Source organism: Ruegeria sp. YS9, assembly GCF_024628725.1.
GTDB lineage: Bacteria > Pseudomonadota > Alphaproteobacteria > Rhodobacterales > Rhodobacteraceae > Ruegeria > Ruegeria atlantica_C.
Window position 1 is genome coordinate 148,116 of record NZ_CP102409.1, and the last position, 24,737, is coordinate 172,852.

At 59.0% G+C, this 24,737-nt stretch carries 31 protein-coding genes; 14 read left to right on the forward strand and 17 right to left on the reverse strand.

Annotation, left to right across the window (positions count from 1 at the left end; all coding sequences use genetic code 11):
- Positions 1-8 precede the first annotated feature (8 nt).
- Positions 9-641 carry a hypothetical protein gene (locus tag NOR97_RS00725; protein WP_257599926.1) on the forward strand — a complete coding sequence of 211 codons (633 nt, stop codon included), beginning with the start codon at positions 9-11 and terminating at the stop codon, positions 639-641.
- Here NOR97_RS00725 and NOR97_RS00730 read toward each other — a convergent pair.
- A complete protein-coding gene (locus tag NOR97_RS00730) occupies positions 630-962 on the reverse strand; it encodes an AzlD domain-containing protein (RefSeq protein ID WP_170346315.1) in 333 nt (110 codons plus the stop codon). The genes NOR97_RS00725 and NOR97_RS00730 overlap by 12 nt on opposite strands.
- Positions 959-1,675, reverse strand: a complete 717-nt coding sequence (locus tag NOR97_RS00735) for an AzlC family ABC transporter permease (protein WP_170346316.1) — start codon at positions 1,673-1,675, stop codon at positions 959-961. The genes NOR97_RS00730 and NOR97_RS00735 overlap by 4 nt, the downstream gene beginning before the upstream one ends.
- Between NOR97_RS00735 and NOR97_RS00740 the strand changes: the two genes are divergently transcribed.
- The 6 genes from NOR97_RS00740 to NOR97_RS00765 are packed head-to-tail and all read left to right on the forward strand — an operon-like array spanning position 1,674 to position 6,930.
- Positions 1,674-2,612: a formate dehydrogenase accessory sulfurtransferase FdhD gene (locus tag NOR97_RS00740; RefSeq protein ID WP_257599927.1), complete on the forward strand. Its 939-nt coding sequence runs from the start codon at positions 1,674-1,676 to the stop codon at positions 2,610-2,612. The genes NOR97_RS00735 and NOR97_RS00740 overlap by 2 nt on opposite strands.
- Positions 2,609-3,145, forward strand: coding sequence for a hypothetical protein (locus tag NOR97_RS00745; RefSeq protein ID WP_257599928.1), 537 nt, complete (start codon positions 2,609-2,611; stop codon positions 3,143-3,145). The genes NOR97_RS00740 and NOR97_RS00745 overlap by 4 nt, the downstream gene beginning before the upstream one ends.
- A complete protein-coding gene (mobA, locus tag NOR97_RS00750; RefSeq protein ID WP_170346318.1) occupies positions 3,142-3,786 on the forward strand; it encodes a molybdenum cofactor guanylyltransferase MobA in 645 nt (214 codons plus the stop codon). Before NOR97_RS00745 ends, mobA begins: the two co-directional genes overlap by 4 nt.
- Complete coding sequence (gene mobB / locus NOR97_RS00755; RefSeq protein ID WP_170346319.1) at positions 3,783-4,274, forward strand: molybdopterin-guanine dinucleotide biosynthesis protein B; 492 nt, start codon at positions 3,783-3,785, stop codon at positions 4,272-4,274. The genes mobA and mobB overlap by 4 nt, the downstream gene beginning before the upstream one ends.
- 20 nt (positions 4,275-4,294) lie before the next feature.
- On the forward strand, positions 4,295-6,340 hold the full coding sequence (gene glp, locus NOR97_RS00760) for a gephyrin-like molybdotransferase Glp (protein WP_374041613.1): 2,046 nt from the start codon (positions 4,295-4,297) through the stop codon (positions 6,338-6,340).
- The gene (locus NOR97_RS00765) at positions 6,337-6,930 is read left to right on the forward strand and encodes a GNAT family N-acetyltransferase (RefSeq protein ID WP_257599930.1); all 594 of its coding nucleotides are present in this window, start codon (positions 6,337-6,339) and stop codon (positions 6,928-6,930) included. The genes glp and NOR97_RS00765 overlap by 4 nt, the downstream gene beginning before the upstream one ends.
- Here NOR97_RS00765 and NOR97_RS00770 read toward each other — a convergent pair.
- The 3 genes from NOR97_RS00770 to NOR97_RS00780 all read right to left on the reverse strand — a co-directional run bounded on the left by NOR97_RS00770 (position 6,927) and on the right by NOR97_RS00780 (position 9,019).
- A complete protein-coding gene (locus NOR97_RS00770; protein ID WP_257599931.1) occupies positions 6,927-7,922 on the reverse strand; it encodes a hypothetical protein in 996 nt (331 codons plus the stop codon). The genes NOR97_RS00765 and NOR97_RS00770 overlap by 4 nt on opposite strands.
- Before the next feature lie 14 nt (positions 7,923-7,936).
- Positions 7,937-8,407, reverse strand: a complete 471-nt coding sequence (gene greA / locus NOR97_RS00775; protein WP_170346321.1) for a transcription elongation factor GreA — start codon at positions 8,405-8,407, stop codon at positions 7,937-7,939.
- Positions 8,408-8,638: 231 nt separating this feature from the next.
- On the reverse strand, positions 8,639-9,019 hold the full coding sequence (locus tag NOR97_RS00780; RefSeq protein WP_170346322.1) for a VOC family protein: 381 nt from the start codon (positions 9,017-9,019) through the stop codon (positions 8,639-8,641).
- Between the two features lie 86 nt (positions 9,020-9,105).
- Here NOR97_RS00780 and soxR point away from each other — a divergent pair, with 86 nt between their 5' ends.
- The 4 genes from soxR to NOR97_RS00800 all read left to right on the forward strand — a co-directional run bounded on the left by soxR (position 9,106) and on the right by NOR97_RS00800 (position 13,971).
- The gene (soxR, locus tag NOR97_RS00785) at positions 9,106-9,561 is read left to right on the forward strand and encodes a redox-sensitive transcriptional activator SoxR (protein ID WP_170346323.1); all 456 of its coding nucleotides are present in this window, start codon (positions 9,106-9,108) and stop codon (positions 9,559-9,561) included.
- Between the two features lie 136 nt (positions 9,562-9,697).
- A complete protein-coding gene (locus NOR97_RS00790; protein ID WP_257599932.1) occupies positions 9,698-11,344 on the forward strand; it encodes an electron transfer flavoprotein-ubiquinone oxidoreductase in 1,647 nt (548 codons plus the stop codon).
- Between the two features lie 145 nt (positions 11,345-11,489).
- Positions 11,490-13,160: a tetratricopeptide repeat protein gene (locus tag NOR97_RS00795; RefSeq protein ID WP_257600816.1), complete on the forward strand. Its 1,671-nt coding sequence runs from the start codon at positions 11,490-11,492 to the stop codon at positions 13,158-13,160.
- A complete protein-coding gene (locus NOR97_RS00800; protein ID WP_257599933.1) occupies positions 13,150-13,971 on the forward strand; it encodes a 4-(cytidine 5'-diphospho)-2-C-methyl-D-erythritol kinase in 822 nt (273 codons plus the stop codon). Before NOR97_RS00795 ends, NOR97_RS00800 begins: the two co-directional genes overlap by 11 nt.
- Here the strand turns inward: NOR97_RS00800 and NOR97_RS00805 are convergent.
- The gene (locus NOR97_RS00805; RefSeq protein WP_257599934.1) at positions 13,964-14,962 is read right to left on the reverse strand and encodes a polyprenyl synthetase family protein; all 999 of its coding nucleotides are present in this window, start codon (positions 14,960-14,962) and stop codon (positions 13,964-13,966) included. The two genes, NOR97_RS00800 and NOR97_RS00805, sit on opposite strands and share 8 nt — an antisense overlap.
- 56 nt (positions 14,963-15,018) lie before the next feature.
- Between NOR97_RS00805 and NOR97_RS00810 the strand changes: the two genes are divergently transcribed.
- From NOR97_RS00810 to NOR97_RS00820, 3 genes are all read left to right on the forward strand, one after another.
- Positions 15,019-15,234, forward strand: coding sequence for a DUF2007 domain-containing protein (locus tag NOR97_RS00810; protein WP_152456800.1), 216 nt, complete (start codon positions 15,019-15,021; stop codon positions 15,232-15,234).
- Positions 15,231-16,010: a tRNA1(Val) (adenine(37)-N6)-methyltransferase gene (locus tag NOR97_RS00815; protein WP_257599935.1), complete on the forward strand. Its 780-nt coding sequence runs from the start codon at positions 15,231-15,233 to the stop codon at positions 16,008-16,010. Before NOR97_RS00810 ends, NOR97_RS00815 begins: the two co-directional genes overlap by 4 nt.
- Positions 16,011-16,125: 115 nt before the next feature.
- A complete protein-coding gene (locus NOR97_RS00820; RefSeq protein ID WP_170346328.1) occupies positions 16,126-16,290 on the forward strand; it encodes a YdcH family protein in 165 nt (54 codons plus the stop codon).
- Here NOR97_RS00820 and NOR97_RS00825 read toward each other — a convergent pair.
- From NOR97_RS00825 to NOR97_RS00875, 11 genes are all read right to left on the reverse strand, one after another.
- The gene (locus NOR97_RS00825) at positions 16,287-17,153 is read right to left on the reverse strand and encodes a DMT family transporter (protein ID WP_257599936.1); all 867 of its coding nucleotides are present in this window, start codon (positions 17,151-17,153) and stop codon (positions 16,287-16,289) included. The two genes, NOR97_RS00820 and NOR97_RS00825, sit on opposite strands and share 4 nt — an antisense overlap.
- Positions 17,150-18,097 (reverse strand): transcriptional regulator GcvA, encoded by a 948-nt coding sequence (locus tag NOR97_RS00830; RefSeq protein ID WP_170346330.1) that lies wholly within the window; start codon positions 18,095-18,097, stop codon positions 17,150-17,152. The genes NOR97_RS00825 and NOR97_RS00830 overlap by 4 nt, the downstream gene beginning before the upstream one ends.
- A gap of 299 nt (positions 18,098-18,396) precedes the next feature.
- Positions 18,397-19,119, reverse strand: a complete 723-nt coding sequence (gene phbB / locus NOR97_RS00835) for an acetoacetyl-CoA reductase (protein WP_170346331.1) — start codon at positions 19,117-19,119, stop codon at positions 18,397-18,399.
- A gap of 186 nt (positions 19,120-19,305) precedes the next feature.
- Entirely contained in the window at positions 19,306-20,481 is a 1,176-nt protein-coding gene (locus NOR97_RS00840) for an acetyl-CoA C-acetyltransferase (protein WP_170346332.1), read from the reverse strand.
- A gap of 190 nt (positions 20,482-20,671) precedes the next feature.
- Positions 20,672-21,505 carry an EAL domain-containing protein gene (locus tag NOR97_RS00845; RefSeq protein ID WP_257599937.1) on the reverse strand — a complete coding sequence of 278 codons (834 nt, stop codon included), beginning with the start codon at positions 21,503-21,505 and terminating at the stop codon, positions 20,672-20,674.
- A 104-nt stretch (positions 21,506-21,609) separates the two neighbouring features.
- Positions 21,610-21,798 (reverse strand): hypothetical protein, encoded by a 189-nt coding sequence (locus tag NOR97_RS00850; RefSeq protein ID WP_170346334.1) that lies wholly within the window; start codon positions 21,796-21,798, stop codon positions 21,610-21,612.
- Between the two features lie 94 nt (positions 21,799-21,892).
- Positions 21,893-22,864 (reverse strand): sterol desaturase family protein, encoded by a 972-nt coding sequence (locus NOR97_RS00855; RefSeq protein WP_257599938.1) that lies wholly within the window; start codon positions 22,862-22,864, stop codon positions 21,893-21,895.
- The gene (locus tag NOR97_RS00860) at positions 22,861-23,247 is read right to left on the reverse strand and encodes a hypothetical protein (protein ID WP_170346336.1); all 387 of its coding nucleotides are present in this window, start codon (positions 23,245-23,247) and stop codon (positions 22,861-22,863) included. The genes NOR97_RS00855 and NOR97_RS00860 overlap by 4 nt, the downstream gene beginning before the upstream one ends.
- Before the next feature lie 59 nt (positions 23,248-23,306).
- Complete coding sequence (locus NOR97_RS00865) at positions 23,307-23,636, reverse strand: hypothetical protein (RefSeq protein ID WP_170346337.1); 330 nt, start codon at positions 23,634-23,636, stop codon at positions 23,307-23,309.
- An 84-nt stretch (positions 23,637-23,720) separates the two neighbouring features.
- Positions 23,721-24,089 carry a hypothetical protein gene (locus NOR97_RS00870; RefSeq protein ID WP_170346338.1) on the reverse strand — a complete coding sequence of 123 codons (369 nt, stop codon included), beginning with the start codon at positions 24,087-24,089 and terminating at the stop codon, positions 23,721-23,723.
- Between the two features lie 63 nt (positions 24,090-24,152).
- Positions 24,153-24,719 carry a TlpA disulfide reductase family protein gene (locus NOR97_RS00875; RefSeq protein ID WP_050604043.1) on the reverse strand — a complete coding sequence of 189 codons (567 nt, stop codon included), beginning with the start codon at positions 24,717-24,719 and terminating at the stop codon, positions 24,153-24,155.
- Between the last annotated feature and the right edge of the window lie 18 nt (positions 24,720-24,737).

A 24,737-nucleotide genomic window follows, 5' to 3' on the forward strand; every position in this document is an offset into this window, starting at 1 on the left:
GGGCTGACTTGCTCAGGATATTGATTGCCTGCTTGCTGGCAGCGACAGTGGCGGGCTGCGCCAATTCGAACCGTCCACAGGCTGATCGGAACGAGATCGTGTCCCGGTCCTACCGTGATCCGGGGCCAGCGACCCTGACGCTGTACACAATGATCAACACACGCACCGGATCGGGCGCGCATACTTCGTTGATGATCTCGGGCAGCGAGCGGGTGATCTTTGACCCTGCCGGTTCGTTCCGGGCGGATGTGGTTCCGGTGAAGGATGATGTGCTTTACGGCATTACCCCGGCGGTCGAGCGGGCCTATCGCAGTTCGCACGCGCGCGAGACGCATTATGCCCGCATACAGACCATCCAGGTGAGCCCGCAACAGGCTGAAATCGCCTTGCAACTGGCAAAGCAATCCGGTCCGGTCGCCGGCGCGTTCTGCACCAATGCGACATCGCAACTTTTGAAACAGGTGCCGGGGTTCGAGCAGATCGATGTGACGTTCTATCCGGTGAAATTGTCGGAGCAGTTCGCGCAGATTCCGGGCGTCGTGACCGAAGAATACCGGGAAAATGACGATGCGGATCTGCAAAAAGGTTTGGCGGCAAACAATGCGCGTCTCAACCAGCTGAACGCTTCCTCAACTCAGTAGATACAGCAGACCATAGAGCGTGGCGGCCCCGGAAAAGATGGCCGCCAGCACGTTTTTGCTGATCACTCCCACCACCAGGGCAACAGCCGCCGCCGACATGCGGGGCAGATCGGGCTGTCCTTCGGTGGCCGATGGCCAGACAACAAGCGGCGCGATCAATGCAGGAAGGATGGCCACCGCTGTATATCGCAGGTGACGCAGCAGCCAGGGCGGCATCGGGCGATCACCTACAAAACCGATAAAAACAAAGCGCAGCGCATAGCTGCCGATGGCAAGCCCGATGATAATGGCCCAGATGGTGACGGAATCCGGCTGCGTCATGACTGCGTCTTTCCACGTTCGAGGATCAGTTCCGCTTGCGCTCCGGCAATCATTCCAGCGCATCCGGCAATCAACAGACCCAGATTGAACGGGATTGCGACGGTCAGCAACGATACCGTGATGGCCACAAGGGCCGCGACCACATGTGCAAAGGTCCGCATCATCGGCCCTATCATGGCCAGAAAGGTGATAGGCAGGGCAAAATCCAGTGCCCAGCTTTCCGGTATTTGCGCACCCAGCACTGCGCCCAGATACGTACCCAGAATCCAGAGCGGTGTGATCGGCGTGACAGAGCCCACGAAATAGGCCATGCGTTGCGGCACTGACAGGTCGGGCTCTTTCTCGAACCGCACGATGGAGCAGGCATAAGATTGATCCACGGTCAGATATGCCGCAAAGGCACGCTGCCACATGGGCGCGGAACCCAGGTAAGGTGTCAGTGATGCGGAATACATCGCCATGCGCAGATTCACCGCCAGCGCCGAGATTATGATGATCACGGTCGGAGTGTTGTCCTGCAACAGTTGCAGGGCCGCGAACTGCGCTGCTCCGGCAAAAACGGTCGATGTAAAGGCCATCGTCTGGACAAGGGTCAGCCCGGCTTCGGTCGCGAAAACACCGAACAGAAGGCCAAAGGGCACGGCGACGAAGATAAACGGCGTCCCATCCCGAAAACCTTTCCAGAAGTATGACTTGGATGTGGCAGAGGCCATGTCTAAATCCTATGGTGATGTGTGCAGCAGTAACTGTCTTGGGAAGGGGTTGCAATTGGCCACGGAATTCGATCTGTCGGACTATCTTATCGCCCCTGATCCGGGCGCGACACGCCTGACCCGCGCGGTCGAGGGCGTGGACCAGAATGGTGAAATCAGCCAGATTTCGGTGGTTGAAGAGCGCCCGCTGACCATATTCCTCAATTCGCAGGAAATCGTGACGGCGATGACGATTGGCGATTACCCCGAATACCTGGCGCTGGGCTTTCTGCGCAATCAGGGGATGCTGCTGGCGGATGACGAAATCACGCGCGTGGAATATGACGACGATCTTGAAACCGTGATCGTCCGCACCGCGCGCCAGACGTCTTACGAGGACAAGCTGAAGAAAAAGACCCGCACCAGCGGGTGTGCCGTAGGTACGGTGTTTGGCGACATGATGGAAGGTCTTGAAGACGTGCAATTGCCGCAGGTTCAGGTGCGGACGTCGTGGCTGTACGACCTGGCGTCCAAAATCAACCGCACTCCGTCGCTGTACCTCGAGGCCGGAGCAATCCACGGCACTGTTTTGTGCCGCGAAAACCGCCCGCTGGTATATATGGAAGACGTGGGCCGTCATAACGCCGTCGACAAGATTGCAGGCTGGATGTTGTCCGAGAATGAGGCGGCGGAGGACAAGATCCTCTATACCACCGGTCGCCTGACATCCGAGATGGTGATCAAAACGGCGATGATGGGAATCCCGGTTTTGGCCTCCCGCTCGGGCTTCACCGCATGGGGTGTCGAGATCGCGCGCGAGGTTGGGCTGACGCTGATCGGCCGGATGCGCGGGCAGCGCTTTGTCTGCCTGTCGGGCGACGACCGCCTGCTGCGCGACGTGGATCCGTCAACCGTTGCTGTCGAAGACAGGAAACACCGCCGGAAAAGTGCAGGATGATTTTGGAAACCCTTAGACCCTTTTTCCTGTTTGTTGTGACGGTCGGTATCTTGCCGCTGAGCATTCTTGCTGCGCGAAACTACGCACGCAGCAAACGGACAATCGTAGACGGCATGGCACGGTTGGACGAGGAAACTCTGGATCGATTGGGATGGGAAGCAAGAGACTATATCGGCACATTTGACCTGTTTGCCCCATTCCGGATGGGGTGGACGGCTTGGGGATTGGCGGTGCAAAAACAAAGCGCCGTATTGCAACGTATCCTCCTTCAAGGTTTACCGGACTCAGTTGTATTACCCGACGAGATCCGACGATCACTCCGCAGGTATCGGTGCTATTTCTGGTCGTTTTTCGCGCCAGTGGCGGTTTTGGTGCTCTTTTTCGCTTTCATTCGCTTGAGCCATGTCTTGGCCGGTTTTTCCGGACTTCCTTTGAGCCTGTGTTTCATCTTGCTGGGTGCGGGCAGCGGGGTTTGGATTTTCACACCGCTGGAGAAATTCCGAAAATGGCCGGACATCGAGGACCCATCATGACCAAACCGCTCGGCGTCATTCTCGCAGGCGGGCAGGCCACCCGTATGGGCGGCGGCGACAAGGGCCTGTTGCAGATCGGGGGGCAGAGCCTGCTGTCTCATGTGATCAACCGGCTTGCGCCACAGGTCGATGGGCTGGCGCTGAATGCCAATGGCGACCCTGGGCGGTTCGCTGATCTGGGCCTGCCCGTCCTGCCTGACACGATCGAAGGGTTCGCCGGGCCTCTGGCCGGTGTGCTGGCCGGGCTCGACTGGGCGGCAGAGCAGGGGGCGGACAGCATCGTGACAGCTGCCGCGGACACGCCATTCTTCCCGCGCGATCTGGTGGCGCGACTGACGCAGGCTGCGGAAGGGCAGGTACACCCATTGGTCTTGGCCACCACGCCGCGTACGGGTGACGAGGCGCTGAAATCCGGTGGCGGCAAGCGGGTCAACCGACACCCGACATTCGGGCTTTGGCCCGTTGCGCTGCGCGATGATCTGCGGGCGGCGCTGATGGACGGGTTGCGCAAGGTGGTGCTGTGGACCGACAAACATGACGGGCGCGAGGCTTTGTTCAGCGCCGACCCGTTCGATCCTTTCTTCAACGTCAACACGCCTGAAGATCTGGATCGCGCCCGAACCTTGTTGGAGCAGGCATGAGGGTTTACGGCGTCACGGGCTGGAAGAATGCCGGCAAAACCGGGCTGATGGAACGGCTGGTGGCCGAGATCACAGGCCGGGGATTCGCGGTCTCTACGGTCAAGCACGCGCATCACAGCGTCGATGTGGATCAGCCGGGCACCGACAGTCACCGGCACCGCGTGGCAGGGGCCAGCGAGGTATTGCTTGCCTCGGGGCAACGTATTGCTTTGATGCAGGAATTGCGGGGCGCGCCTGAACCGCCGCTGGCCGAGCTGCTGGCGCGGCTCTCGCCGGTCGATCTGGTGTTGGTCGAAGGGTTCAAGCGCGAGGACCACCCCAAGATCGAAGCGTATCGCGCAGCGGCGGGCAATGCGCTGATGGCACCGGAAAACGGCACCATCCGCGCGGTGGCCAGCGACACCGCGCTGGATCTGGACCGCCCGGTTTTTGACTTGAACGACACGGCCGGCGTCGCGGATTTCATCCTGAAAGAGGTCGGATTGTGAGCCTGTTCCAGACCTTTGCAATGGTGGATTGGTCTGGCGGAAACGACACCGGACCGACCCGGCGCAAGGATGCGATCTGGGCCTGCATTGTACGTAATGGGAAAGTGCTTGACCCCGAATACCTGCGTAACAGGCTGGTTGCAGAGCAATGGTTGGATGCTCTGATCCACGCCGAACTGATGGCCGGTCGCCGTCTGCTTCTTGGGTTCGATTTTCCTTTTGGATATCCATGCGGCTTCGCGCGGGCGATGACCGGAACGGACGATCCGCTGGCGTTGTGGGATTGGTTCGACCAACATATCGAGGATTCCCCGAAGGCCAACAACCGCTTTGATCTGGCGGGTCGGATCAACCTTCAGTTTGGCGGCCGTGGCCCGTTCTGGATGAATGGACTGCGCCGAGATATTGACGGCCTGCCACGCACCAAATCGAACTATTCCAACCCATTCCCGAACCGTCGTGCCGTGGAGACTTTGGCAAAGGGCAGTTTCACCTGCTGGCAGATGGCGGGTGCGGGTGCAGTGGGCGGGCAGGTGATGATGGGCCTTCCGGTTCTGAACCGGCTTCGCCATCGGTTTGCCGGGCAAATCTCGGTCTGGCCGTTCGAACCGCTGGATAAACCAGTCGCCTTCGTGGAAATCTGGCCGTCTCGGACCTTGGGCGCGCCTCCGGAAGGGCGGATCAAAGATGAATGGCAGGTTGAACAGGTCGCCTTGACTCTGTCGGGTTTGACAGAGCAGGAGTTGGATGCGCAATTGAACGTCTCAGCGGCAGAGGAAGGTTGGATATTGGGTGTGCCTCAGGACAAGCCGAACATAGCCCCGCCCCCGTTGCGGAACGATTGTTTTGCCTTGCCCGCCGGGGTCAACTGGACACCGGTGGATGAGGCGCTGGCCTATTTGCGTGACAGGCTGCACCCGATTACCGCATCTGAGACGATGGCGCTGACCAAGGCGTGCGGGCGCGTTCTGGCCGGGGATGTGGTCGCACGACGTTCGAACCCGCCGCTTCCCAATACGGCCGTGGATGGGTACGGGTTTGCCGGCCCCGCCCCAGATGGCCCGCAGATCATGCCATTGATTGACGGGCGCGCGGCGGCAGGGATCCCGTTCGACGGTGACGTGCCTGAAGGCCGTGCCTTGCGCGTGCTGACGGGGGCGGCGCTGCCTGCCGGTGTCGACACGGTCATTCTGGAAGAGGATGTCACGGTCAAGGACGGCCACATTGCCTTCCACGGCCCGCTGAAAAAAGGCGCCAACACACGGCGCGCGGGAGAAGATGTGGCCGCAGGCGATATCGCTCTTTCTGCTGGGCGCAGGCTGACCCCCGCCGATCTTGCGCTGCTGTCTGCCGTGGGGATCGCCGAAGTCAACGTGCGCAAACCGCTTCGCGTGGCCGTGGTCTCTACGGGTGATGAATTGGTCGAAGCCGGAGAGCGCGCAGGTCCGGGTCAGATTTTTGACGCCAACCGCCCGATGCTGCTGTCCTTGATCGACCGTATGGGCTTCGTGCCCGTGGACATGGGGCGTGTTTCGGATGATCGCGACGCCTTGCGGGATCGATTGGACCAGTCCGCAGAACGGGCTGATGTGGTTTTGACCAGCGGTGGCGCGTCAGCGGGTGACGAAGACCATGTTTCGGCCCTGTTGCGTCAGGCCGGGGCGATGCAGCACTGGCGCATTGCGTTGAAACCCGGGCGGCCGCTGGCTTTGGGTTTGTGGTCCGGCGTGCCGGTGTTCGGCCTGCCCGGAAACCCGGTTGCCGCCATGGTCTGTACACTGATCTTCGCGCGTCCGGCCTTGGGGTTGATGTCCGGTGAAGGCTGGGCTGAACCGCAAGGTTTCGAAGTGCCTGCCGCCTTTGAAAAGCGCAAGAAGCCCGGTCGTCGGGAATATCTGCGTGCCAGAATGCGGGATGGGCGGGCCGAGGTCTTCCACTCGGAAGGGTCAGGCCGGATCAGTGGCCTCAGCTGGGCTGAAGGGTTGGTTGAAATCGAAGATGGTGCGCGCCATGTCAAACCGGGCGATATGGTCCGGTTCCTTCCTTATGGAAGTTTCGGCGTGTGACGGTCACGATTTCACGAGGATTCGCCGATCAGGAACGCGCGCAGGCGGCGGCACTGTTCTGGCAGGCATTTGCGGCCAAGCTGGGCAAAGTCATGGGGCCGGACGAAAAAGGATTGGCTTTCTTTGAAATCGCATTGAACCCGGATTTCGCGCTGGTTGCGCGGGATGAAACAGGGCGGATGCTGGGCCTGGCAGGATTCAAGACGCGCGATGGAGCCTTTTCAGGGGGCAGCATGTCCGACCTTGCGCGGGTTTATGGATGGTTCGGGGCGATCTGGCGCGCCTTGGTTCTCAGCGTGCTGGAACGCGAGCTGAAACCGGGCGTGTTCCAGATGGACGGTATTTTTGTCGCCGCCGAGGCGCGCGGCAAAGGAGTGGGCACGGCATTGCTGAACGCCGTCAAGTCCGAGGCCCGCAACCGCAACATGTCAGAGGTTCAGCTTGATGTCATCGACACAAACCCCCGCGCCCGCAGCTTGTACGAACGCGAGGGGTTCCAGCCCCTGGGTCAAGAAAAAACCGGACCGCTGAAGTATCTGTTCAATTTCGGCAGCGCGACCAAAATGTCGTGGGTTGTCGGGCAGGATTAATCAAACGTGCCTGCCACGCGCCCCAGCAACATGAATGCGCGTGCCGTTCGGGTTTCACCCAATTCACTCAGTTCCGCATCGCTGGCCGTGGGTTCGAACTCGGCTATCATCTTGTCAAACCGACGCAGGAAATGGTGCGCGGCGTCGCGGAAAATCGGGTCCTGCTTCATTCGGGCCGCTGTCAGCGCCAATGAAGATCTGTCGCGCACACCCCCCAGCGCCGCCACGGCGCGCCCGCGTGTGCCTTGGGCGAACTGGCGCCAGATTTCTGGCCGGGCCATGTCGGGGCGCAGGTCATCCATGTAGATGCCTTCCTGGCTGAGCAGCGTCAGAACATCCTGCGAAGCTTGCACAAGCTTTGCCGTCTTGCGGTCCTTCAATGCAACACGCAGCGCATTGAACCCCTCGGTGTCATCCTGCGTTTCGGGGAAATTCAGGGCACGGATGAAAACCTCGGTACTCAGTGGTGGTGTGATCTCTTCCGCAGGCGTCCCCAGTTCCAACGAGGTCTGGTCTCCCTGAGCGGAAGGCTGCGAGGCCGCGGCAGAGCGCGCTGTGCGTGTGGTCGAGAACGTTGCCAAGGCGTCTTCGGTTTTCCGTGTGGCCGCAGCGATTTCATCCAGCTTTTTGGTCACCGCAGGTTCATAAGTGCTGGAGGCGCGCTGCTGCTGCGCCACATAGGCCTGCCGGATCGCGTCGATTGCCGTTTGCAGGCGTTCGCTTTCCTCTCGCATCACCCGACTGGCACGCATCGCGGTGGCCGCAACCCAGATCATCGCCACAGGCATGAATACAGCCAGAAAGGTGACGACGAGGCCACCGTTCTGCCCCTGACCGGGCAGCACGAGAAAGACAACCGACACCACCAGCCAGATCAGGCTGAGCACCAGTGCGGCAATCTCGATTTCGGTGACAGCCGGAGTCTTCGGGCGATCATAGATGCCCAGCGACGTCGGCTTTTCGGTTTCCGGGTCAGGTTTTGGCCCCGACATTACATGCGCTCCGGTCAGGCGTACTCGATACTCAGGATTTCGTAAGAGCGCACGCCGCCGGGTGTGCGCACTTCGACGCTGTCCCCTTCATCTTTGCCGATCAGGGCGCGGGCGATGGGGGATTTGATGTTCAGCAGGCCGTTTTCGATATTGGCCTCGTATTCACCAACGATCTGCCAGGTCTTTTCTTCATCGGTATCTTCGTCGACCAATGTGACTTTTGCGCCAAACTTGACCGCGCCCGACAGTTTTGCCGGGTCGATGACATCGGCCAGCGACAGGATACCTTCCAGTTCCTTGATGCGACCTTCGATGAAGCCCTGTTTTTCACGGGCAGAATGGTATTCGGCGTTTTCCTTCAGGTCGCCCAGCTCGCGCGCCGAGGCGATGGCTTCGATGATCGCCGGGCGTTCAACGGATTTGAGGTTCTTCAGCTCCGCCTCGAGCGCGGCATTGCCCGCAGGCGTCATCGGGATCTTTTCCATACTCTCTACGTCCACGCATAAATTGAGTCGCCCCGCCGCACAGGAGCGTCGGGGCGAATGTTAGATTGGCAGTTACCTGACCCAAATGCCACGTGAATTGCAAGAGGTGACAGCGTCAGCAGCGATCAATTCGCGACTTCGCGCCGTTTTGATTTGGGGTGGGGCCTGTGCCGATGATCGGGATGCCGCGACCTGCGCCAACGCTGCGATGGGGTGCAAAGCCAAATCATCTCAATCATATTGCACCACTTCGAACTCGATCCCGTTGTCATCCCTGAAATAGAACCGGCGCCCTGGTTCGTAATCGGCGTGGTTGTGGGGCTCGAATCCAGCTTTGCGAACCTTGTCTTCGGTGGCATCTATGTCTTCGACCAGAACACCGACATGGTTCAGCCCGCCGATCACATCATAGCTGCTTTCATCCGACTGTTTCGGGTCGTCAGGTTTGTACAGCGCCAGATACGTATGGGCCGAGCCGACATGCACAGTGTATCCACCGGCAATTGCAGGGCCTTCCCAACGGGTTTTCCAGCCAAAGACCTTTTGCATCCAACCGGCCGAGGCCTGCGGGTCGCGGACAGTGAAATTGGTGTGTTCAAGCGTCGCCATCATGGGATCTCCTGTGTTTTTTGGCTTGTCCCGACTCAGCGTAATTTCTAAACCTAACTTTAGGTCAAGGTATTTCTCGTGAGGGTTTGATGGCGGTATCAGAGGGGCTGGCGATTGGCGCATTGGCCCGGCGCACAGGTCTGGCCGTTTCGGCCATCCGGTACTACGAAGCGCAGGGTTTGATTTCGCCCTGGCGCAACGCGGGCGGGCAGCGACGTTACCAACGGGCCGATATTCGGCGGCTGAGCTTTGTGATGATTGCGCAGCAGTTCGGCCTGACCCTGCCTGAAATCCGGCAGGTGTTGTCGGGCCTGCCCGGAAACCGCACGCCGACGCCCCAGGACTGGAAGGCGATCAGCGTACAGCTGAGGGCCCATCTGGATCAGCGAATCGACACCCTGACGCGGTTGCGCGACAATCTGGATGGCTGTATCGGATGCGGGTGTCTGAGCCTGCCGAAATGCGCGCTTTACAACCCCGATGACCGGGCAAAATCGCATGGTAGCGGTCCCAGATACCTGATGGGGGACACACCGGAAGGTTGATGTGTCGAATAGCGCCCTTGTTACGCCGTGTTTCGATTGACCAATGTCTTTGTGACCATGTAATCAGCCGTGAAACAAAATTGCGCAGATCATGCGGTGACAGCGCCAATTCGGAAAGTTAGCTAAGGAGCCCGCGATGGCCGAGATTGAACGCGAAGCGATGGAATACGACGTGGTGATCGTGGGTGCAGGTCCTGCGGGCCTGTCTGCGGCCATCCGTCTGAAACAGCTGGATGCCGACCTGAACGTAGTGGTTCTGGAAAAAGGTTCGGAGGTTGGCGCGCATATCCTGTCAGGCGCGGTTCTCGACCCCTGTGGTCTGGATGCTCTGATACCGGACTGGAAGGAAAAAGGCGCGCCGCTGAATGTGCCCGTGAAAGACGACAAGTTCTACATGCTGGGTGAGGCGGGTCAGGTCCGTATCCCGAACTTCCCGATGCCGCCCCTGATGCACAACCATGGCAACTACATCGTTTCGATGGGCAATGTCTGCCGCTGGATGGCGGAACAGGCCGAAGAACTGGGTGTCGAGATCTTCCCGGGCATGGCGTGCTCGGAAATGGTCTATGGCGAAAATGGCGAAGTCAAAGGCGTGGTTGCCGGTGTCTTCGGTCTGGAACCAGACGGTTCCTATGGCCCCAACACCGAACCGGGGATGGAGCTGCACGGCAAATATGTCTTCCTGTCGGAAGGTGTCCGTGGGTCGCTGTCCAAGGAAGTGATTGCCAAATACGATCTGTCTGCCGGCAAAGAGCCGCAGAAATACGGTGTCGGCATGAAAGAGATCTGGGAGATCGACCCTGCCAAGCACAAGGAAGGCAGCGTGACGCACACGATGGGCTGGCCGTTGGGCAGCAACGCTGGCGGCGGGTCCTTCATTTATCACCTTGAAAACAATCAGGTTTACGTCGGATTCGTGGTTCACCTGAACTACAAGAACCCGCACCTGTACCCCTATATGGAGTTCCAGCGGTTCAAGCACCACCCGATGGTGGCCGATCTGCTGAAAGGCGGCAAGCGCGTGGCCTACGGCGCCCGCGCGATTACGGAAGGCGGCTATCAGTCGATGCCAAAACTGGTTGCTCCGGGCGTGGCGCTGTTGGGCTGTTCGGCGGGCATGGTCAACGTGCCGCGCATCAAAGGCAACCACAACGCGATGCTGTCGGGCAAAGCTGCGGCCGAGGCTGCTTATGACGCCATCAAGGCCGAGCGTTCGGGCGATGAACTGACGGTTTACGAGACCGAAGTTCGCAATGGCGCGATTGGTTCCGACCTGAAAAAGGTTCGCAATGTCAAGCCGATGTGGTCGAAGTGGGGCCTGACCGCCAGCCTGATGTTGGGTGGTCTGGACATGTGGACCAACACGTTTGGCTTTTCGCTGTTCGGCACGCTGGGTCACGGCAAGAACGACGCGGAATCGACCGAGGATGCCAGCAAGCACCAGCCAATCGATTACCCAAAGCCGGATGGAACGCTGTCCTTCGATCGTCTGACGAATGTCTCGTTCGCAGCGACGAACCACGAGGAAAGCCAGCCCTGCCACCTGCGTCTGGCCGATCCGGAAATCCCCGTGAAGGTCAACCTGCCGAAATACGATGAGCCGGCGCAGCGGTATTGCCCGGCCGGTGTGTATGAAGTGGTCGAGGATGAGAGCGGTCCGCGATTCGTCATCAACTTCCAGAACTGCGTTCATTGCAAAACCTGCGACATCAAGGATCCCAGCCAGAACATCACCTGGACCACACCGCAGGGCGGCGACGGTCCAAACTATCCGAACATGTAAGCAAAAAACGGGCAATGGCGGCGCTGTGAAGGCTCTGCCATTGCCTCTTGCCTGCCGAAGCCCTAGCTTACCCCTCAGTCAACGATAGCAAGGCAGGATTTCGGTGTTTTCCCTGGTTCGTCGCGCGGCTTTGTCCGTGCTGTTCATGTCGTCGGTCGCAGTTCCGGCCTATTCGGAAACGGGTGCCGGGTCATATCTGGCCGGGCGGCAGGCGATTTACGAAAACGACTATTCTGCCGCTGAAAGGTACTACGCTCAGGCCCTCAGGTTTGATCCCCAAAATGCGCTGTTGCAGGAAAGTGTTGTCGTCGCGCGCATCGCTTTGGGGGAAGTGGCGCACGCGCTGCCGATCGCCCAGCAGATCGAAGAAGCCAACCTGCCCAGTCAGGCTGCGCGTATGGTGATTTCGGCCAATCTGATCGCCGATGGGAAATTTGACGACCTGCTGGCCCGTGACCCTGAAACACAGGGAGTTGGCCCCCTTGTTGACGGCCTGATGATCGCCTGGGCCCATCTGGGACAGGGTGAGATGACGAAAGCGATGGAACAGTTCGATTCCGTCGCCACACAGGATGGTCTCAGGGAATTCGCGCTTTACCACAAGGCGATGGCTTTGGCGTCTATCGGTGATTTCGAAGGCGCCGAGGCGATACTTGCGGACAATGATGAAACGGTTGCCCGGTTCTCTCGTCGTGCCGCCTTGGCCCGCACCGAGATTCTGTCACAGCTGGATCGCAACGAAGACGCCATTCAGTTTCTGGACAATGTTTTTGTGGCGGGCAGTGACCCGACCATCGAGGCGTATTTGAAACAGTTGGCGGCGGGTGAAACATTGCCGTTCACTCATGTCCGATCCGCTCAGGACGGCATGGCCGAGATTTTTTTCACCGTCGGTGCCGCGTTGAACAGCGAAGCTTCGCCCGATTACGTTCTGCTTTACGCACGCCTGGCCAGTTTCCTGCGCCCCGATCATGTGGATGCCATTTTGCTGAGTGCGGACCTGCTGGATAACTTGCAGCAATATGATTTGGCGGTTGAAGCGTACCGCCTGGTCCCGGCGGACAGCAACGATCACCATGCGGCCGAATTGGGCCGGGCCGAAGTTCTGGACCGTTCGGGAAAAACCGATGCGGCCGTCGAGGTGTTGCAAAACCTGGCTGCGCAGGACCCTGATTTTCCGGGCGTGCATGTCGCTTTGGCAGACTTGCAGCGCCGACAGGAAAACTATGCCGCTGCCGTGGCCTCTTATGACACTGCGATCGCCCTGACGGACAGCGCGGCGGGTGGGAATTGGTTCCTGCATTACGCGCGAGGAATCAGCCATGAAAGGTTGAAGCACTGGGATCAGGCCGAAGCTGATTTCCGCCGGGCGCTGGAGCTGAACCCGGATCAGCCCCAGGTTCTGAATTACCTGGGGTATTCGCTGGTAGAGCGCAAGGAAAAGCTGGACGAAGCATTGGACATGATCGAGCGCGCCGTAGCTGCGCGTCCGGACAGTGGCTATATCGTGGACAGTCTGGGCTGGGTTCTGTTCCGTCTGGGGCGTTACGACGAGGCCGTCGAACATATGGAACGTGCAGTTGAGCTGATGCCGGTGGATCCGGTGGTCAACGATCATCTGGGTGACGTCTATTGGGCTGTAGGGCGCGCGCGCGAGGCCGAGTTCCAGTGGCGTCGCGCCCTGTCCTTTATCGATCCGGAAGACACGGACGGCGAAGCCGACCCGGATCGGATCCGGCGCAAGATCGAAGTGGGGCTGGATGCCGTTCTGGCCGAAGAAGGTTCGGAGCCATTGAAAGTCGCCAATGGAAATTAAGGCGTTTGCGCCCGCCAAGATCAACCTGACCCTTCATGTAACCGGCCGTCGAGACGACGGCTATCACCTGTTGGATTCGCTGGTTGTATTCGCCGATCTGGGTGATCGGCTGACATTCAGCCCCGGCCCCGAGTTGTCCATGGACGTGCGCGGCGAGTTTGCCGACGGAGTCCCCACGGACCGCCGAAATCTGGTCTGGAGGGCGGCAGAAGCTGTCGGTTGGACCGGTCATATCCGACTGACCAAGTCCTTGCCCCATGGGGCGGGCATTGGTGGAGGGTCGTCTGATGCTGCGGCCACGCTTGGGGCCCTGGCAGATCAGGGCTACGACCTCCCGCAGGGCCTGCCGTTGTCATTGGGGGCGGATGTCCCCGTCTGCCTGGAAGGCCGGGCAATCAGAATGCAGGACATTGGTGATCGTTTGACGGCGGTGAACCTTCCGCACCTGCCCGCCCTTTTGGTCAACCCGAATGCACTGGTGCCCACCGGTGCCGTTTTCAACGCGCTGGCGATCAGAGACAATCCGCCAATGCCTGAAATCACGCCTGAGTTTGACAATGCCGATGAGTGCGCCCAGTGGCTGCGCAATCAACGCAACGATCTGGAACTGCCCGCCATGAACGTCGCACCCGAGATTGAACAGGTGTTGGACGAGTTGAAGATGACCAATCGCGCGCTCGTGGTGCGCATGTCAGGGTCAGGATCAACCTGTTTTGCGCTGTATCCGACTATGAAAGACGCGCATTTTGCCGCCTATGAGGTCGGCGCAGCCCATCCTGATTGGTGGTGCCGCGCCACGCAGCTCAATTGAGACGTGAAACCACGTAATCGGCCAATTCGCGTAGCAGACCGCGAATTTCGTGGTCAGGCAATACATCCAAAGCGGCTTTGGCCTTGTTTGCCCAACCCAAGGCGTCTTGCCGGGTTTCTTCCAGCGTGGCGTATTTGTTCATCAGACCCAGCGCCTGATCCAGATCCCCGTCCTGTTGGCGGCCTTTTTCGATCGTGCGCTCCCAGAAGGCGCGTTCTTCCGGCGTGGACTGCGCCACGGCTTTGATGACGGGCAGGGTCAGTTTCCGTTCACGGAAGTCATCGCCAACATTCTTCCCGGTCGCTTTGCTGTCGCCCTGATAATCCAGCAGGTCATCGGCAATCTGGAACGCGATCCCCAGGGAATCGCCATAGGCGAAAAGCGCTTTGACCTGCTCTTCCGAGGCGCCTGCGATCACGCCGCCCACTTCGGTCGCGGCAGAAAACAAGGCCGCCGTCTTGCCGCGCACGACCTGAAGATAAACGCTTTCATCCGTACGCAGATCGGTTGCGGCCGTCATTTGCAGCACTTCGCCTTCGGCAATGGTTGCAGAGGCATTGGCCAGGATATCCAGAACCCGAAGCGAGCCCGTTTCCACCATCAATTGGAAACTGCGTGAAAACAGGTAGTCGCCAACCAGAACACTGGATTTGTTGTCCCACAGCAGATTGGCGGTCGGGCGGCCCCGTCGCTGTGCGCTTTCATCCACGACGTCGTCATGCAGCAGGGTGGCGGTGTGGATGAACTCGACCGTCGCCGCAAGGCGCACATGGTGGTCGCCGGAATAGCCAAACAGGCGTGCTGCGGCCAGTGTCAGCATCGGGCGCAGGCGTTTTCCACCGGCTTCGACCAGGTGCTGCGTCACTTCGGGGATACGTGGCGCATGGTCCGACGCCATCCGCGTGCGGATCAGCCCGTTCACGGCCTCCATCTCACCCGCCAGAATTTCAGCGAGACGCTCATGCGGTTTTGAGATCATGTCGACGGTCATCACACTCCTGATACAAGGCTCGACTTTCGCCTCGCCTTGCCCTTACATCCATCCCCATGAAAGAACTGTTGCGCAGTACCGATCCGACGATCCTGGCCTTTGCATCCGCTCTCCTTGAGGGCGAGGATATAGACTGCTTTCAGATGGACGTAAATATGAGCATCCTCGAAGGTGGTATCGGAATATTCCCCCGACGTCTGATGGTTCGGTCCGAAGACCTGACCCGGGCCGAGCGTGTGATGCGCGACAACGAGATCCCGCTGGGCCGATGATGCGCTTCGACGACAATGAATTGACGTGCAACGATTTCCTTGGTGGTCGGGTGCGATTGCTGCAACCTGCGTCAGGTTACCGCGCCGGGGTAGACCCTGTTCTGCTTGCCGCATCCGTCCCTGCAAAGGCCGGGCAAACCGTGCTGGAACTGGGGTGTGGCGCGGGGGCCGCCATTCTGTGCCTGTCCGCGCGGGTACCGGGGCTGCAATTGGTTGGGATCGAATTGCAACCAGCCTATGCGGATCTGGCCCGCCGCAACTCGGAAATCAACGGCTGTGATCTGGACGTGATCGAGGCTGACCTGAACGCTTTGCCTGATGACCTCCGACAGCGTCACTTTGATCACGTTATCGCGAACCCGCCCTATTACCGTGCAGGGGCGCATAGCCCCGCCAGCGACACAGGGCGGAGCATTGCCCTGGGCGAAGATACGCCGCTGATCGACTGGATCACTGTTGCGGCCAAACGCCTTGCCCCTCGGGGGTTCCTGCACATGATACAGAAAGCCGACCGTCTTCCCGATATGCTGACGGCATGTGAGGGGAAACTGGGTTCAATCGAGGTGCTGCCGCTCAGCGCGCGGGCGGGCCGCCAGGCCGAGCTGGTCATCCTGAGCGCCCGCAAAGGGGGACGCGCGGCATTTCGTCTGCATGCGCCTTTGATTCTGCACGCCGGTGAGCGCCACGAAAAGGACGGTGACAGCTATACCGAGGCGGTCTCTGCCGTGCTTCGACAGGCCGCTCCGTTGCCTCGGAACTTGTGCCATCGGCAATGACCAGCCGAATTTGTCGGATTTGTTACAGATTCTGTGCGTCTGCAGCGTGACAGGGTGGAAACGATGTGGTCAAATTCTTACGTGACATACAGACACATAAACAAGGAGGATCGCAATGAGCGTGAGCGCACATCTGACGGAACTGAAGAAAAAGCACGAATCTCTCGGTCTGGAAGTGGAAGAAGCCCAACGCTCGCCAGGTATCGATGATCTCCATATTGCTCAGCTGAAAAAACAGAAGCTCAAGCTGAAAGAAGAGATCGAACGCCTGTCTGCTTAAGTTTTCAGGCTGGCGCGGGCCGCTATCAAGGCTCCGCCGGTGATCAGGAAGGCCGCGATCGCAAGCCCCCAGGATGGGGCGGCGATCCCGGCCACCACCAAAGCTAGGGTCGACAACAACGGGGCCGCATAGGATGAGGTTCCGAGGATTTGTATGTCGCCTTGCTTGACGCCTATGTCCCAGACGTAGAACGCCAGCCCGACGGGCCCAAGGCCGAGTGCCAGCACCGACGCCCAGCCCAGTGCCGTATCGGGCAGTACAGTGTCTTCCACCGCCAGATGCAGCAAACCCGAGGCGAGCGCAGCCGCAAGGCAGAAAATTGCGACGGAACTGGTCGGCGTGCCCTCCAATCTGCGTGATAGAACGGAATAGCCCGACCATGTCAGTGCGCACAGCAAGGCCAGTGCATATCCGGGCAGGTATTGGGCCTGAAAGCCCGCACCGCCGCCTCCGGCGATGATCACAGCGGCACCTGCAAATCCAAGGCAGGCCCCGATCAGGTGGCCAATACGCAGATGTTCACCCGGCAGCAGCCCCGACAGAAGCACAATGAGCAGAGGCCAGAGATAAGCGATCAGCCCGGCCTCGGCAGCCGGTGCCATGCGCAAGGCCGAAAAATACAGCGCGTGATAGCCAAACAGGCCCAATGCGCCAAACAGGTAGGTCGTCCAGGGAACTCGCTTCAGATCGCTCAGACCACCTGTCACCATCGCCCAGACAAGCCCAAGCGCACCGCCAATCGAAAAGCAGATCGTGTTCAGCAGCAGGGGCGGCGTAGGCGCCGACCCGACGGTGAACAACGCCAGCAAGGCCCATAGCAAGACAGCCACGAAACCGATGGCCGTTGCGCGCATTTTGGTCATGGGTGGGAAACCTCTTCAATCGGTATGATTTTGAACTCATCCGATATATGCGCGGTTTTTTCAATCTCGGTCAGGAACCAATCGCGAAACGCTGCGATCTGAGGTTTCTTTTCGGCCCCCGGCAGGCAAAGAAACCGGAACCGGCCTTGTGTTTCCAGGGCCACCTTGAACGGTGCAACCAGGCGGCCTTCGGTCAGGTCCTTGAGAATCATGGCGCGTCGCCCCAGTGCCACGCCGACACCGGCAACAGCGGCATCAATCGCGTGATCTGCATTGGAAAAATGCGCGCCATGGGTCGGGGTAAAATCCATTCCCACGGCACGGAACCAAGCGGGCCAATCGCAGGGCGGGGTCAGAAAACTGATCGAATCGTCATGGATCAGCGGGGCCGCTTCAAGGCTGCCCGGTGTGGTGAATTGTTCCGCCAACTCCGGGGTCATGACAGGGGTCAGCCATTCCTTTCTGACGGGAACGGAATACAGCCCGTCATCGGCTGAATTCCCGAACCGGATGGCGACATCCACATCGTCCCGCTCCAGATCCATGTTGCGTAGCGTGGCCGAGAATTTCAGATCGATCTCGGGATGCGCCCGGGCAAATTCATAGAGCCGCGGCGCCAGCCACTTGGCGGTCAAAGCAGGGCCCGCGGTGACGGTCAGGCTTGTGTCATCTTCCTGTCTGCGCACTGCGCGCCACGCGGATTGCAGGGTGGCAAACCCTTCTGCCGCACCGGGCGCAAGGGCACGGCCCGCCTCGGTCAGTTCTACGGCGCGGTTCAGGCGGCGGAACAGCGGACGTCCAAGGTGTTCTTCAAGCGACTTGATCTGAAAGGACAGGGCAGCTGGTGTCACATGCAGCTCTTCCGCCGCCTTCGCAAAAGACATGTGCCGGGCCGCGGCGTCAAAAGCACGCAACGCGGTCAGCGGAGGAAGATAGTCACTCATAGTGAAGTAAATCTTAACTGAAGATCCAAGAAAGCTCGTTTGTCGCTTTCATTCGTAACCCTCATATTCACATCAGGTCAAATAAAACTGATTTGAAAAAGGAGACTGCCATGATCGAGATGACGACAAATCCCGCCGCCCAGATGGCGATCCTGCGTGCCCATCAAGAGCGCAGCCGGGTGGTCTGGCAGTTTTGGGGGTGGATATTCGGTTCCCGCTGATCGCAGCGCGCGCGTTCTTACGGGATCAGAAAGGGCCGGCCCAAAGGGACCGGCCCGTTTTTTGTTCACAAGTCTGGATCAGACGAAGAATTGCGCACCGTTGGCCGAGATCGTCGAACCGTTGATGAACTGCGAATCGTCCGATGCCAGGAAGACCACGCAGCGCGCGATTTCCTCTGGCTCACCCAAGCGGCCGGCCGGGATCTGGCTAATGATGGACTCGCGCACCTTCTCGGGCACAGCCATGACCATTTCGGTTGCAATATAGCCGGGGCAGATCGCGTTGGCAGTGATGCCCGCCCGCGCGCCTTCCTGCGCCAAAGATTTCACGATGCCCAGGTCGCCGGCCTTGGTCGCAGCATAGTTCACCTGAGCGAATTGGCCTTTCTGACCGTTGATCGAGCTGATGACGATGACACGGCCGAACTTGCGCTCGCGCATGCCGGGCCAGATGGGGTGTACGGTGTTGAACACACCGGTCAGGTTGGTGTCGATCACGTCCTTCCACTGGTCGGGGGTCATTTTGTGGAACGGAGCATCGCGGGTGATGCCTGCATTGGCGACGACCACATCGATGGGGCCAACTTCGGCTTCGACCTGTTCGATGCCCGCTTTGGATTCGTCGTAATCCGCGACGTTCCACTTGTAGGTCTTGATCCCGGTTTCTTCGGTGAATTTTGCAGCGGCTTCGTCATTCCCCGCATAGGTGGCCGCAACGTTATACCCTTCGGCTTTGAGCGCCTTGGAAATTGCTGCGCCAATGCCGCGGGAACCGCCGGTTACGAGAGCTGTTCGTGCCATTTATGACTCCTTCAATTTTAGTCGTCTTGGTAATGCTGTTACTCTGAGAGATGATCGTGCGCAATATTGTTTCGTCGTGAATCTTGGTTTCCAGGCGGCAATATCGTCGCATCCAAGGGTTAGAACCTCAATGTAACAAAAAAGGCGCCCAACTGGGCGCCTATTTCTATTTGATTGTCAAAGCGCTTAGTCGCGCTCCACACACAGGGCAACGCCCATGCCGCCGCCGATGCACAAGGTGGCCAGACCCTTTTTCGCATCGCGTCGCTTCATTTCGAACAGCAGGGTGTTCAAAACACGGCACCCCGAAGCACCGATCGGGTGGCCGATGGCAATGGCGCCGCCGTTTACGTTCACGATCGACGGATCCCAGCCCATATCCTTGTTCACGGCGCAGGCCTGTGCGGCAAAGGCTTCGTTGGCTTCGACCAGGTCCAGATCGTCAACCGACCAGCCTGCTTTTTCCAGCGCTTTGCGCGATGCATAGATCGGGCCGACGCCCATGATCGACGGGTCCAGACCGGCGGTCGCATAGGACGCGATGCGCGCAAGAGGTTCGATTCCGCGCTTTTCGGCGTTTTCGGCTGACATCAGCAGTGTCGCGGCCGCACCGTCGTTCAATCCCGACGCGTTGGCTGCGGTGACCGAACCGTCCTTGGTGAAGGCCGGGCGCAGTTTGGCCATGGCTTCCATGGTCGCGCCATGACGGATGTATTCGTCTTTGTCCATCACGATGTCGCCCTTGCGGGTCTTGATGGTGAAGGGCACGATTTCGTCCGCGAACTTGCCGGCCTTTTGGGCTGCTTCGGCTTTGTTCTGCGAAGCGACGGCGAATTCATCCTGCATTTCGCGGCTGATCTGCCATTTCTCTGCAACATTCTCGGCAGTCTGACCCATGTGATAGCCGTTGAAAGCATCCCAAAGACCATCGCGGATCATCGTGTCGATGTATTTCATGTCGCCCATCTTGTGACCGGCGCGCAGCGCGGCGGCGTGGGGTGACAGGGTCATGTTTTCCTGACCACCAGCAGCGACGATTTCCGCGTCTCCCAGCTGAATATGCTGGGCGCCCAAAGCAACGGCGCGCAGGCCCGAGCCACAAACCTGATTGATGCCCCATGCGGCGCTTTCCTGAGGCAGGCCGGCATTGATATGCGCCTGACGCGCGGGATTCTGGCCCTGGGCGGCAGTCAGAACCTGACCCATGATGGTTTCGCTGACTTCGCCTTTTTCCACTCCGGCGCGCTCGACAACTGCTTCCAGGACGGCAGCGCCCAGATCATGGGCAGGGGTGTTCGCAAACGAACCACTGAAGCTGCCGACACCTGTTCGTGCGGCGGATGCGATTACTACGTTGGTCATATGATCAGTCCTTTACCGTCATGGGCCAGCGGAATTTCTGACGGCGCAGGTCAAGAGGTGTCCTCTCGAAACAAGAGCGCCCCGTGATCCCCCGCTCAAGTACCCTTGCAATAGCGCAACGCTGCACATGCAGCAACGGGCAGCTTGTCTCAGTGTCGGAAAAGGTGGGAAAATGTCGATGAGCAGGCAATCAACTTCCTGTTTTTGATTTGTTTTCCTGTTTCCAGGGTTCCGCGACGCTGGGTGCGCCATACAAGAATCCTTGCAGGCAATCCACGCCACTTGCCACCAAAAACGCTGCATCCTCCTGCGTTTCAACCGATTCGGCCGTGACCAGAATTTCGAATTCACGGGCCACCGCGATCAGCGCCCGCACCAATGTCTGGTTGTCGGGGTCGGTGCTGATGCCCCGCACGAACTGTCCATCGATTTTGGCTGCGTCGAACAGAAACTCGCGAAAATGGCGGAAGCTGAAGTTGCTGGCACCAAAGTCATCCAGCGCAAAGGCGATGCCACGATCCTGCAATCGGTCCATGAAATCGACAACCAGCTCAGGTACCTGCATGGCCGAGCTTTCGGAGATTTCGAGGATCAACCGTTCGCCCAAGCCGGCATCTCGTTTCAGAAACCTGTCCAGTATTCTCGACCAGTTGGAATAACCGATCGAGCGGGCTGACATGTTGATCGACAGGCGTATTTCCGGGTTCTTCGCCAAGGTACGCAGCCCAAGCTCCAGCGCCACGCAGTCGAGTTCGCGGCCGATAGGCGTGTTTTCGACCTGAGGCATGAATTCGCGGGCCGGGATGACGCGGCCGGTTTCGTCCAGAACCCGAATGAACCCTTCGTAAAACGCGACACTGTACGGGGCGTGCGCCTGTATCACCGGCTGAAAGGCCAGTTTGCATTGCTTATGCTTCACGGCATCGGTTGCCATTTGCACAACCGAACGATCCCGTGTCGAAACTGCCGCATTCAACGGGCTGTCCGACCCTTCAGGCAGATGTGCCAGTTTTTTGTTTCCCATAAGCGCGGATTCCCATGTGTCCGGGACAGGTGTCCGGTCACAGTCTCGGGGCAAAGGGATGAATCTGCGGTTAAGGGTTCGGAAAAATTTCCGCCTCGCGGGGCTTAGCGGGTGGATTGCCAAGCGCGCGCCAAAGAGGCTGCGGCGCCAAGTATTGCGCCCATCGCACCTAGGGCCATCATTGCAAAACCCAGCGCGATCAGGGCTGAAACGGCGCCCCCAAGGGCTGCGAGCATGGCCATCAACAGGCCGAACAGGCCGAAAAAGGTTGAAATGGTTGCCAAACGATTCATACCGACCCTCGCTCACTCAATACACGGCGCCTGTCGACCGATATGGCGTTGAATGGCCGAGTTTCAAGGCACAAGCAGGGTTCAGCCGGCCGTTTCAGGCCTGTTCTGCTTGTCCGCTGGGCAGTTTTTTGTCCAGATGCTCAAAACCTGGCGTTCCGCGATCTTCCGGATGGCGCGCCAGATGCTTGGCCTTGATCTGTTCCGAATTATCCCGGCTGCCATCGTGGCTGTACCCCGGTGGGGCAAAGCAGTAGGCCAGCCGCTGTTTCAGGGTCAGGCCCGGCTGGGTCGCGTCGCGCCAGATGGCCACCCATTCGTGAAAGGCCACCCGCAGGGGATTGAAGGTGCCGATATTGTGCACCAGACCATAGTCCACCCGGTCGTCCTCCTGCTCGGGGACGAAGGTGCCGAACAGCTTGTCCCAGATGATGAACACCCCGGCATAATTGCAATCCAGATAGCGCGCGTTGCGGCCGTGATGGGCGCGGTGGTGACTGGGCGTGTTCATTACCGCCTCGAACCAGCGGGGCATCTTGCCGATGGCTTCGGTGTGAATCCAGAACTGATAGATCAGATTGAGGCCGCCGACGAACAAAACCATTGCCGGATGGAACCCAAGCAGGATCAGTGGAGCGCGGACGACCATCATGAAAGTGAACGTATAGGTCCAGGTCTGCCGCAGCGCGGTCGTCAGGTTGTAGTGCTGTGAGCTGTGATGGTTTACGTGACTGGCCCAGACCCAGCGGATGCGATGGCCAAAGCGATGGACCCAGTAATACCGCAGATCATCCAGGACAAAGCACAGGATGATAACCGGAATTGACGTGCCCAGGTTCATCGGCGTGATTTGCCACAGCCACATGAAAAACGCATAGGCGATAAAGCCCAGCAAAAAGCCCGACGCGATGTTTCCGGCGCCCATGATCAAAGAGGTCACCGCATCGCGTGTTTCATAGCGCCCGCCTTTGCCTTTGACTGCGATCCACAGAAACTCGGCCAGAATTGCTGCGATGAAAAAAGGAACGGCCCATTGTACCGCATCGGGAAAACTAATTTGGTCTGTCATGCGGGCTCCATCAGGTCACGCCAGTGATGGCGTTCGAATTCGTCCAGTCGGATGAGTGTTTTGGGCACCGAGAATTCGTGAAACAGAATCTCAAAGCCTTCCGGATGATCCAGAAGATCATAGTCCAGCAGATGCCGGGCCACAGTGTCGGCCCCGAAGGACCAAAGCAACCCATTGCCGGTACTGGTGCGCACCACCGCGGCGTGGCCATCATGGGAAACCGTGACATCGACCACATCATCGTCCGGAAAGTGACGTGCCCATTGTGATCGTGCAGTGTCGGGCGTCAGCGTCACCTGCTGCGACCTGCCGTTGAGATGCAATAACAGGGTGACGCCAGCTATGCCGCCGACGACCAGCGCCAGTAGAACTTCAAGTGGCATTCCATCCTCCTGAGCGCAGAGTGCAAAGGAGTTGAAACTCTGTCAAAGGTGGCGTTGCGTCAGCTGTTTTCCAGCCGTTCCAGTATCTCGTGTTGCACCACACGTTCGACGAAGGGCACCAGCCCCTCGGGGCCGGATGTACGATCCTTCAGATGGATGCAGATATCTGGGCGGCGGGCGGCAATAATACCCACCATTTCACCACGGATCTTGTCGTCAAGCCCCGCGCCCAGGATGGCGCAGGCAATCCGGGGCTCGGCATCCAGCTGTTTCCGAACCTCGTCCGTGTCATGTGCGCCCAGCCACTGAATCGGCAGATGATCCAGTTGCCGCGCCACGTCACCGATTACATTTGGCAACCGTCCGATCAGCAGTACGACGGGTTTCATCATTGCCTCCATTTCAAACAATATGCCTGCCCTGTCCGGCAGGGCAGGAACAGTATATCACGAGATTGAAAGGGGCTGACGCCTTTAGTTGCTGACCGAATAAACGGTTGTTTTGCCCTTGCCTTTTTCGCGGGTCATTCGGGCAGTGGCCCCGTCAATTTCCCAAAGCTGACAATCCGTGCCCAGTGCCTTGCCGTCCAATACTCCGTTTCGGCACCAGAATTTTTTGTTCCAGACCCAGGTTCCGCTGAACTTTTTCCCACTTTTGAGTTTGGCTGAAATCGTGCCATCAGCATTCGCGACAAAAACATTGCCTTGTTCGTCGGTCAGCTTTTTACCAACAATATCGGAATTGAACTGCTTTGCGGTCTTGATCCGTTTGTAGTCCGCATGTGCGGCGCCAGCGATTGCCAATGTGCCTGCAACAGCAAGGAATAAAATCGTATGTTTCATATAAAACCTCCCACTCTTAATGCGTGGGAGGGTACCATGTTTCCGCAAATTTTTCTAAATGCGTTAACTTTCAGCGCCAACAAGCGTCGAAATGATCGCCTTCGCACTGTCCGAGTTCCATTCGGCGTCGCCGATCAGCCGGGCGATTTCCTGCCCTTCGGGGTTCAGGATGACCGTGATCGGCAAGGCGATGACGCCGAACTCACGGGCAGCGGCCGAGCTGGGGTCCTGGTGACGGGGCAGGTTGGCGATGCCGTTCTCTTCAAAGAACTTTTTGATGCCGGCAGGCGAGTTGCGGCCCGTGGCCAGTGTCAGAACCTGAAACTTGTCGCCGCCGAACTCTTCCTGAAGCTCAGCGATCTGAGGCATCTCTTTGCGACAAGGCGCACACCAGGTGGCCCAGAAATTCAGCAGCACATATTTGCCCTCATAATCGGCAAGCGTGCCGACGCCGCCGTCATCTTCCAGCTGGAATTCGATTGATTTGGCGGGTTTCGGTTCCTTGTGCAGGATCAGACGTTTCAGGCTGTCTTCCCGCAGAGGGGCCAGCGTCTCGGCATCGGTCGCCAAGGCGGCATTTGCACCCAGCGCAAGGGCCATATAAAGGGGGATCAGACGAAATAGGCGCATATCAACTCCGGGTTTTCT

Excerpts from the sequence above, each read along its gene's own strand:
- NOR97_RS00870 (WP_170346338.1), bottom strand. The coding sequence starts at position 24,089 with ATGAAACATACGATTTTATTCCTTGCTGTTGCAGGCACATTGGCAATC.
- NOR97_RS00790 (WP_257599932.1), top strand. The coding sequence starts at position 9,698 with ATGGCCGAGATTGAACGCGAAGCGATGGAATACGACGTGGTGATCGTG.
- mobB (WP_170346319.1), top strand. The coding sequence starts at position 3,783 with ATGAGGGTTTACGGCGTCACGGGCTGGAAGAATGCCGGCAAAACCGGG.
- NOR97_RS00820 (WP_170346328.1), top strand. The coding sequence starts at position 16,126 with ATGAGCGTGAGCGCACATCTGACGGAACTGAAGAAAAAGCACGAATCT.
- NOR97_RS00845 (WP_257599937.1), bottom strand. The coding sequence starts at position 21,505 with ATGGGAAACAAAAAACTGGCACATCTGCCTGAAGGGTCGGACAGCCCG.
- NOR97_RS00840 (WP_170346332.1), bottom strand. The coding sequence starts at position 20,481 with ATGACCAACGTAGTAATCGCATCCGCCGCACGAACAGGTGTCGGCAGC.
- NOR97_RS00860 (WP_170346336.1), bottom strand. The coding sequence starts at position 23,247 with ATGCCACTTGAAGTTCTACTGGCGCTGGTCGTCGGCGGCATAGCTGGC.
- NOR97_RS00875 (WP_050604043.1), bottom strand. The coding sequence starts at position 24,719 with ATGCGCCTATTTCGTCTGATCCCCCTTTATATGGCCCTTGCGCTGGGT.
- mobA (WP_170346318.1), top strand. The coding sequence starts at position 3,142 with ATGACCAAACCGCTCGGCGTCATTCTCGCAGGCGGGCAGGCCACCCGT.
- NOR97_RS00735 (WP_170346316.1), bottom strand. The coding sequence starts at position 1,675 with ATGGCCTCTGCCACATCCAAGTCATACTTCTGGAAAGGTTTTCGGGAT.
- glp (WP_374041613.1), top strand. The coding sequence starts at position 4,295 with ATGGTGGATTGGTCTGGCGGAAACGACACCGGACCGACCCGGCGCAAG.
- NOR97_RS00815 (WP_257599935.1), top strand. The coding sequence starts at position 15,231 with ATGATGCGCTTCGACGACAATGAATTGACGTGCAACGATTTCCTTGGT.
- NOR97_RS00730 (WP_170346315.1), bottom strand. The coding sequence starts at position 962 with ATGACGCAGCCGGATTCCGTCACCATCTGGGCCATTATCATCGGGCTT.
- NOR97_RS00795 (WP_257600816.1), top strand. The coding sequence starts at position 11,490 with ATGTCGTCGGTCGCAGTTCCGGCCTATTCGGAAACGGGTGCCGGGTCA.
- NOR97_RS00770 (WP_257599931.1), bottom strand. The coding sequence starts at position 7,922 with ATGTCGGGGCCAAAACCTGACCCGGAAACCGAAAAGCCGACGTCGCTG.
- NOR97_RS00810 (WP_152456800.1), top strand. The coding sequence starts at position 15,019 with ATGAAAGAACTGTTGCGCAGTACCGATCCGACGATCCTGGCCTTTGCA.
- NOR97_RS00740 (WP_257599927.1), top strand. The coding sequence starts at position 1,674 with ATGTCTAAATCCTATGGTGATGTGTGCAGCAGTAACTGTCTTGGGAAG.
- phbB (WP_170346331.1), bottom strand. The coding sequence starts at position 19,119 with ATGGCACGAACAGCTCTCGTAACCGGCGGTTCCCGCGGCATTGGCGCA.
- NOR97_RS00855 (WP_257599938.1), bottom strand. The coding sequence starts at position 22,864 with ATGACAGACCAAATTAGTTTTCCCGATGCGGTACAATGGGCCGTTCCT.
- NOR97_RS00780 (WP_170346322.1), bottom strand. The coding sequence starts at position 9,019 with ATGATGGCGACGCTTGAACACACCAATTTCACTGTCCGCGACCCGCAG.
- NOR97_RS00825 (WP_257599936.1), bottom strand. The coding sequence starts at position 17,153 with ATGACCAAAATGCGCGCAACGGCCATCGGTTTCGTGGCTGTCTTGCTA.
- NOR97_RS00800 (WP_257599933.1), top strand. The coding sequence starts at position 13,150 with ATGGAAATTAAGGCGTTTGCGCCCGCCAAGATCAACCTGACCCTTCAT.
- soxR (WP_170346323.1), top strand. The coding sequence starts at position 9,106 with ATGGCGGTATCAGAGGGGCTGGCGATTGGCGCATTGGCCCGGCGCACA.
- NOR97_RS00830 (WP_170346330.1), bottom strand. The coding sequence starts at position 18,097 with ATGAGTGACTATCTTCCTCCGCTGACCGCGTTGCGTGCTTTTGACGCC.
- greA (WP_170346321.1), bottom strand. The coding sequence starts at position 8,407 with ATGGAAAAGATCCCGATGACGCCTGCGGGCAATGCCGCGCTCGAGGCG.
- NOR97_RS00805 (WP_257599934.1), bottom strand. The coding sequence starts at position 14,962 with ATGACCGTCGACATGATCTCAAAACCGCATGAGCGTCTCGCTGAAATT.
- NOR97_RS00865 (WP_170346337.1), bottom strand. The coding sequence starts at position 23,636 with ATGAAACCCGTCGTACTGCTGATCGGACGGTTGCCAAATGTAATCGGT.
- NOR97_RS00745 (WP_257599928.1), top strand. The coding sequence starts at position 2,609 with ATGATTTTGGAAACCCTTAGACCCTTTTTCCTGTTTGTTGTGACGGTC.
- NOR97_RS00850 (WP_170346334.1), bottom strand. The coding sequence starts at position 21,798 with ATGAATCGTTTGGCAACCATTTCAACCTTTTTCGGCCTGTTCGGCCTG.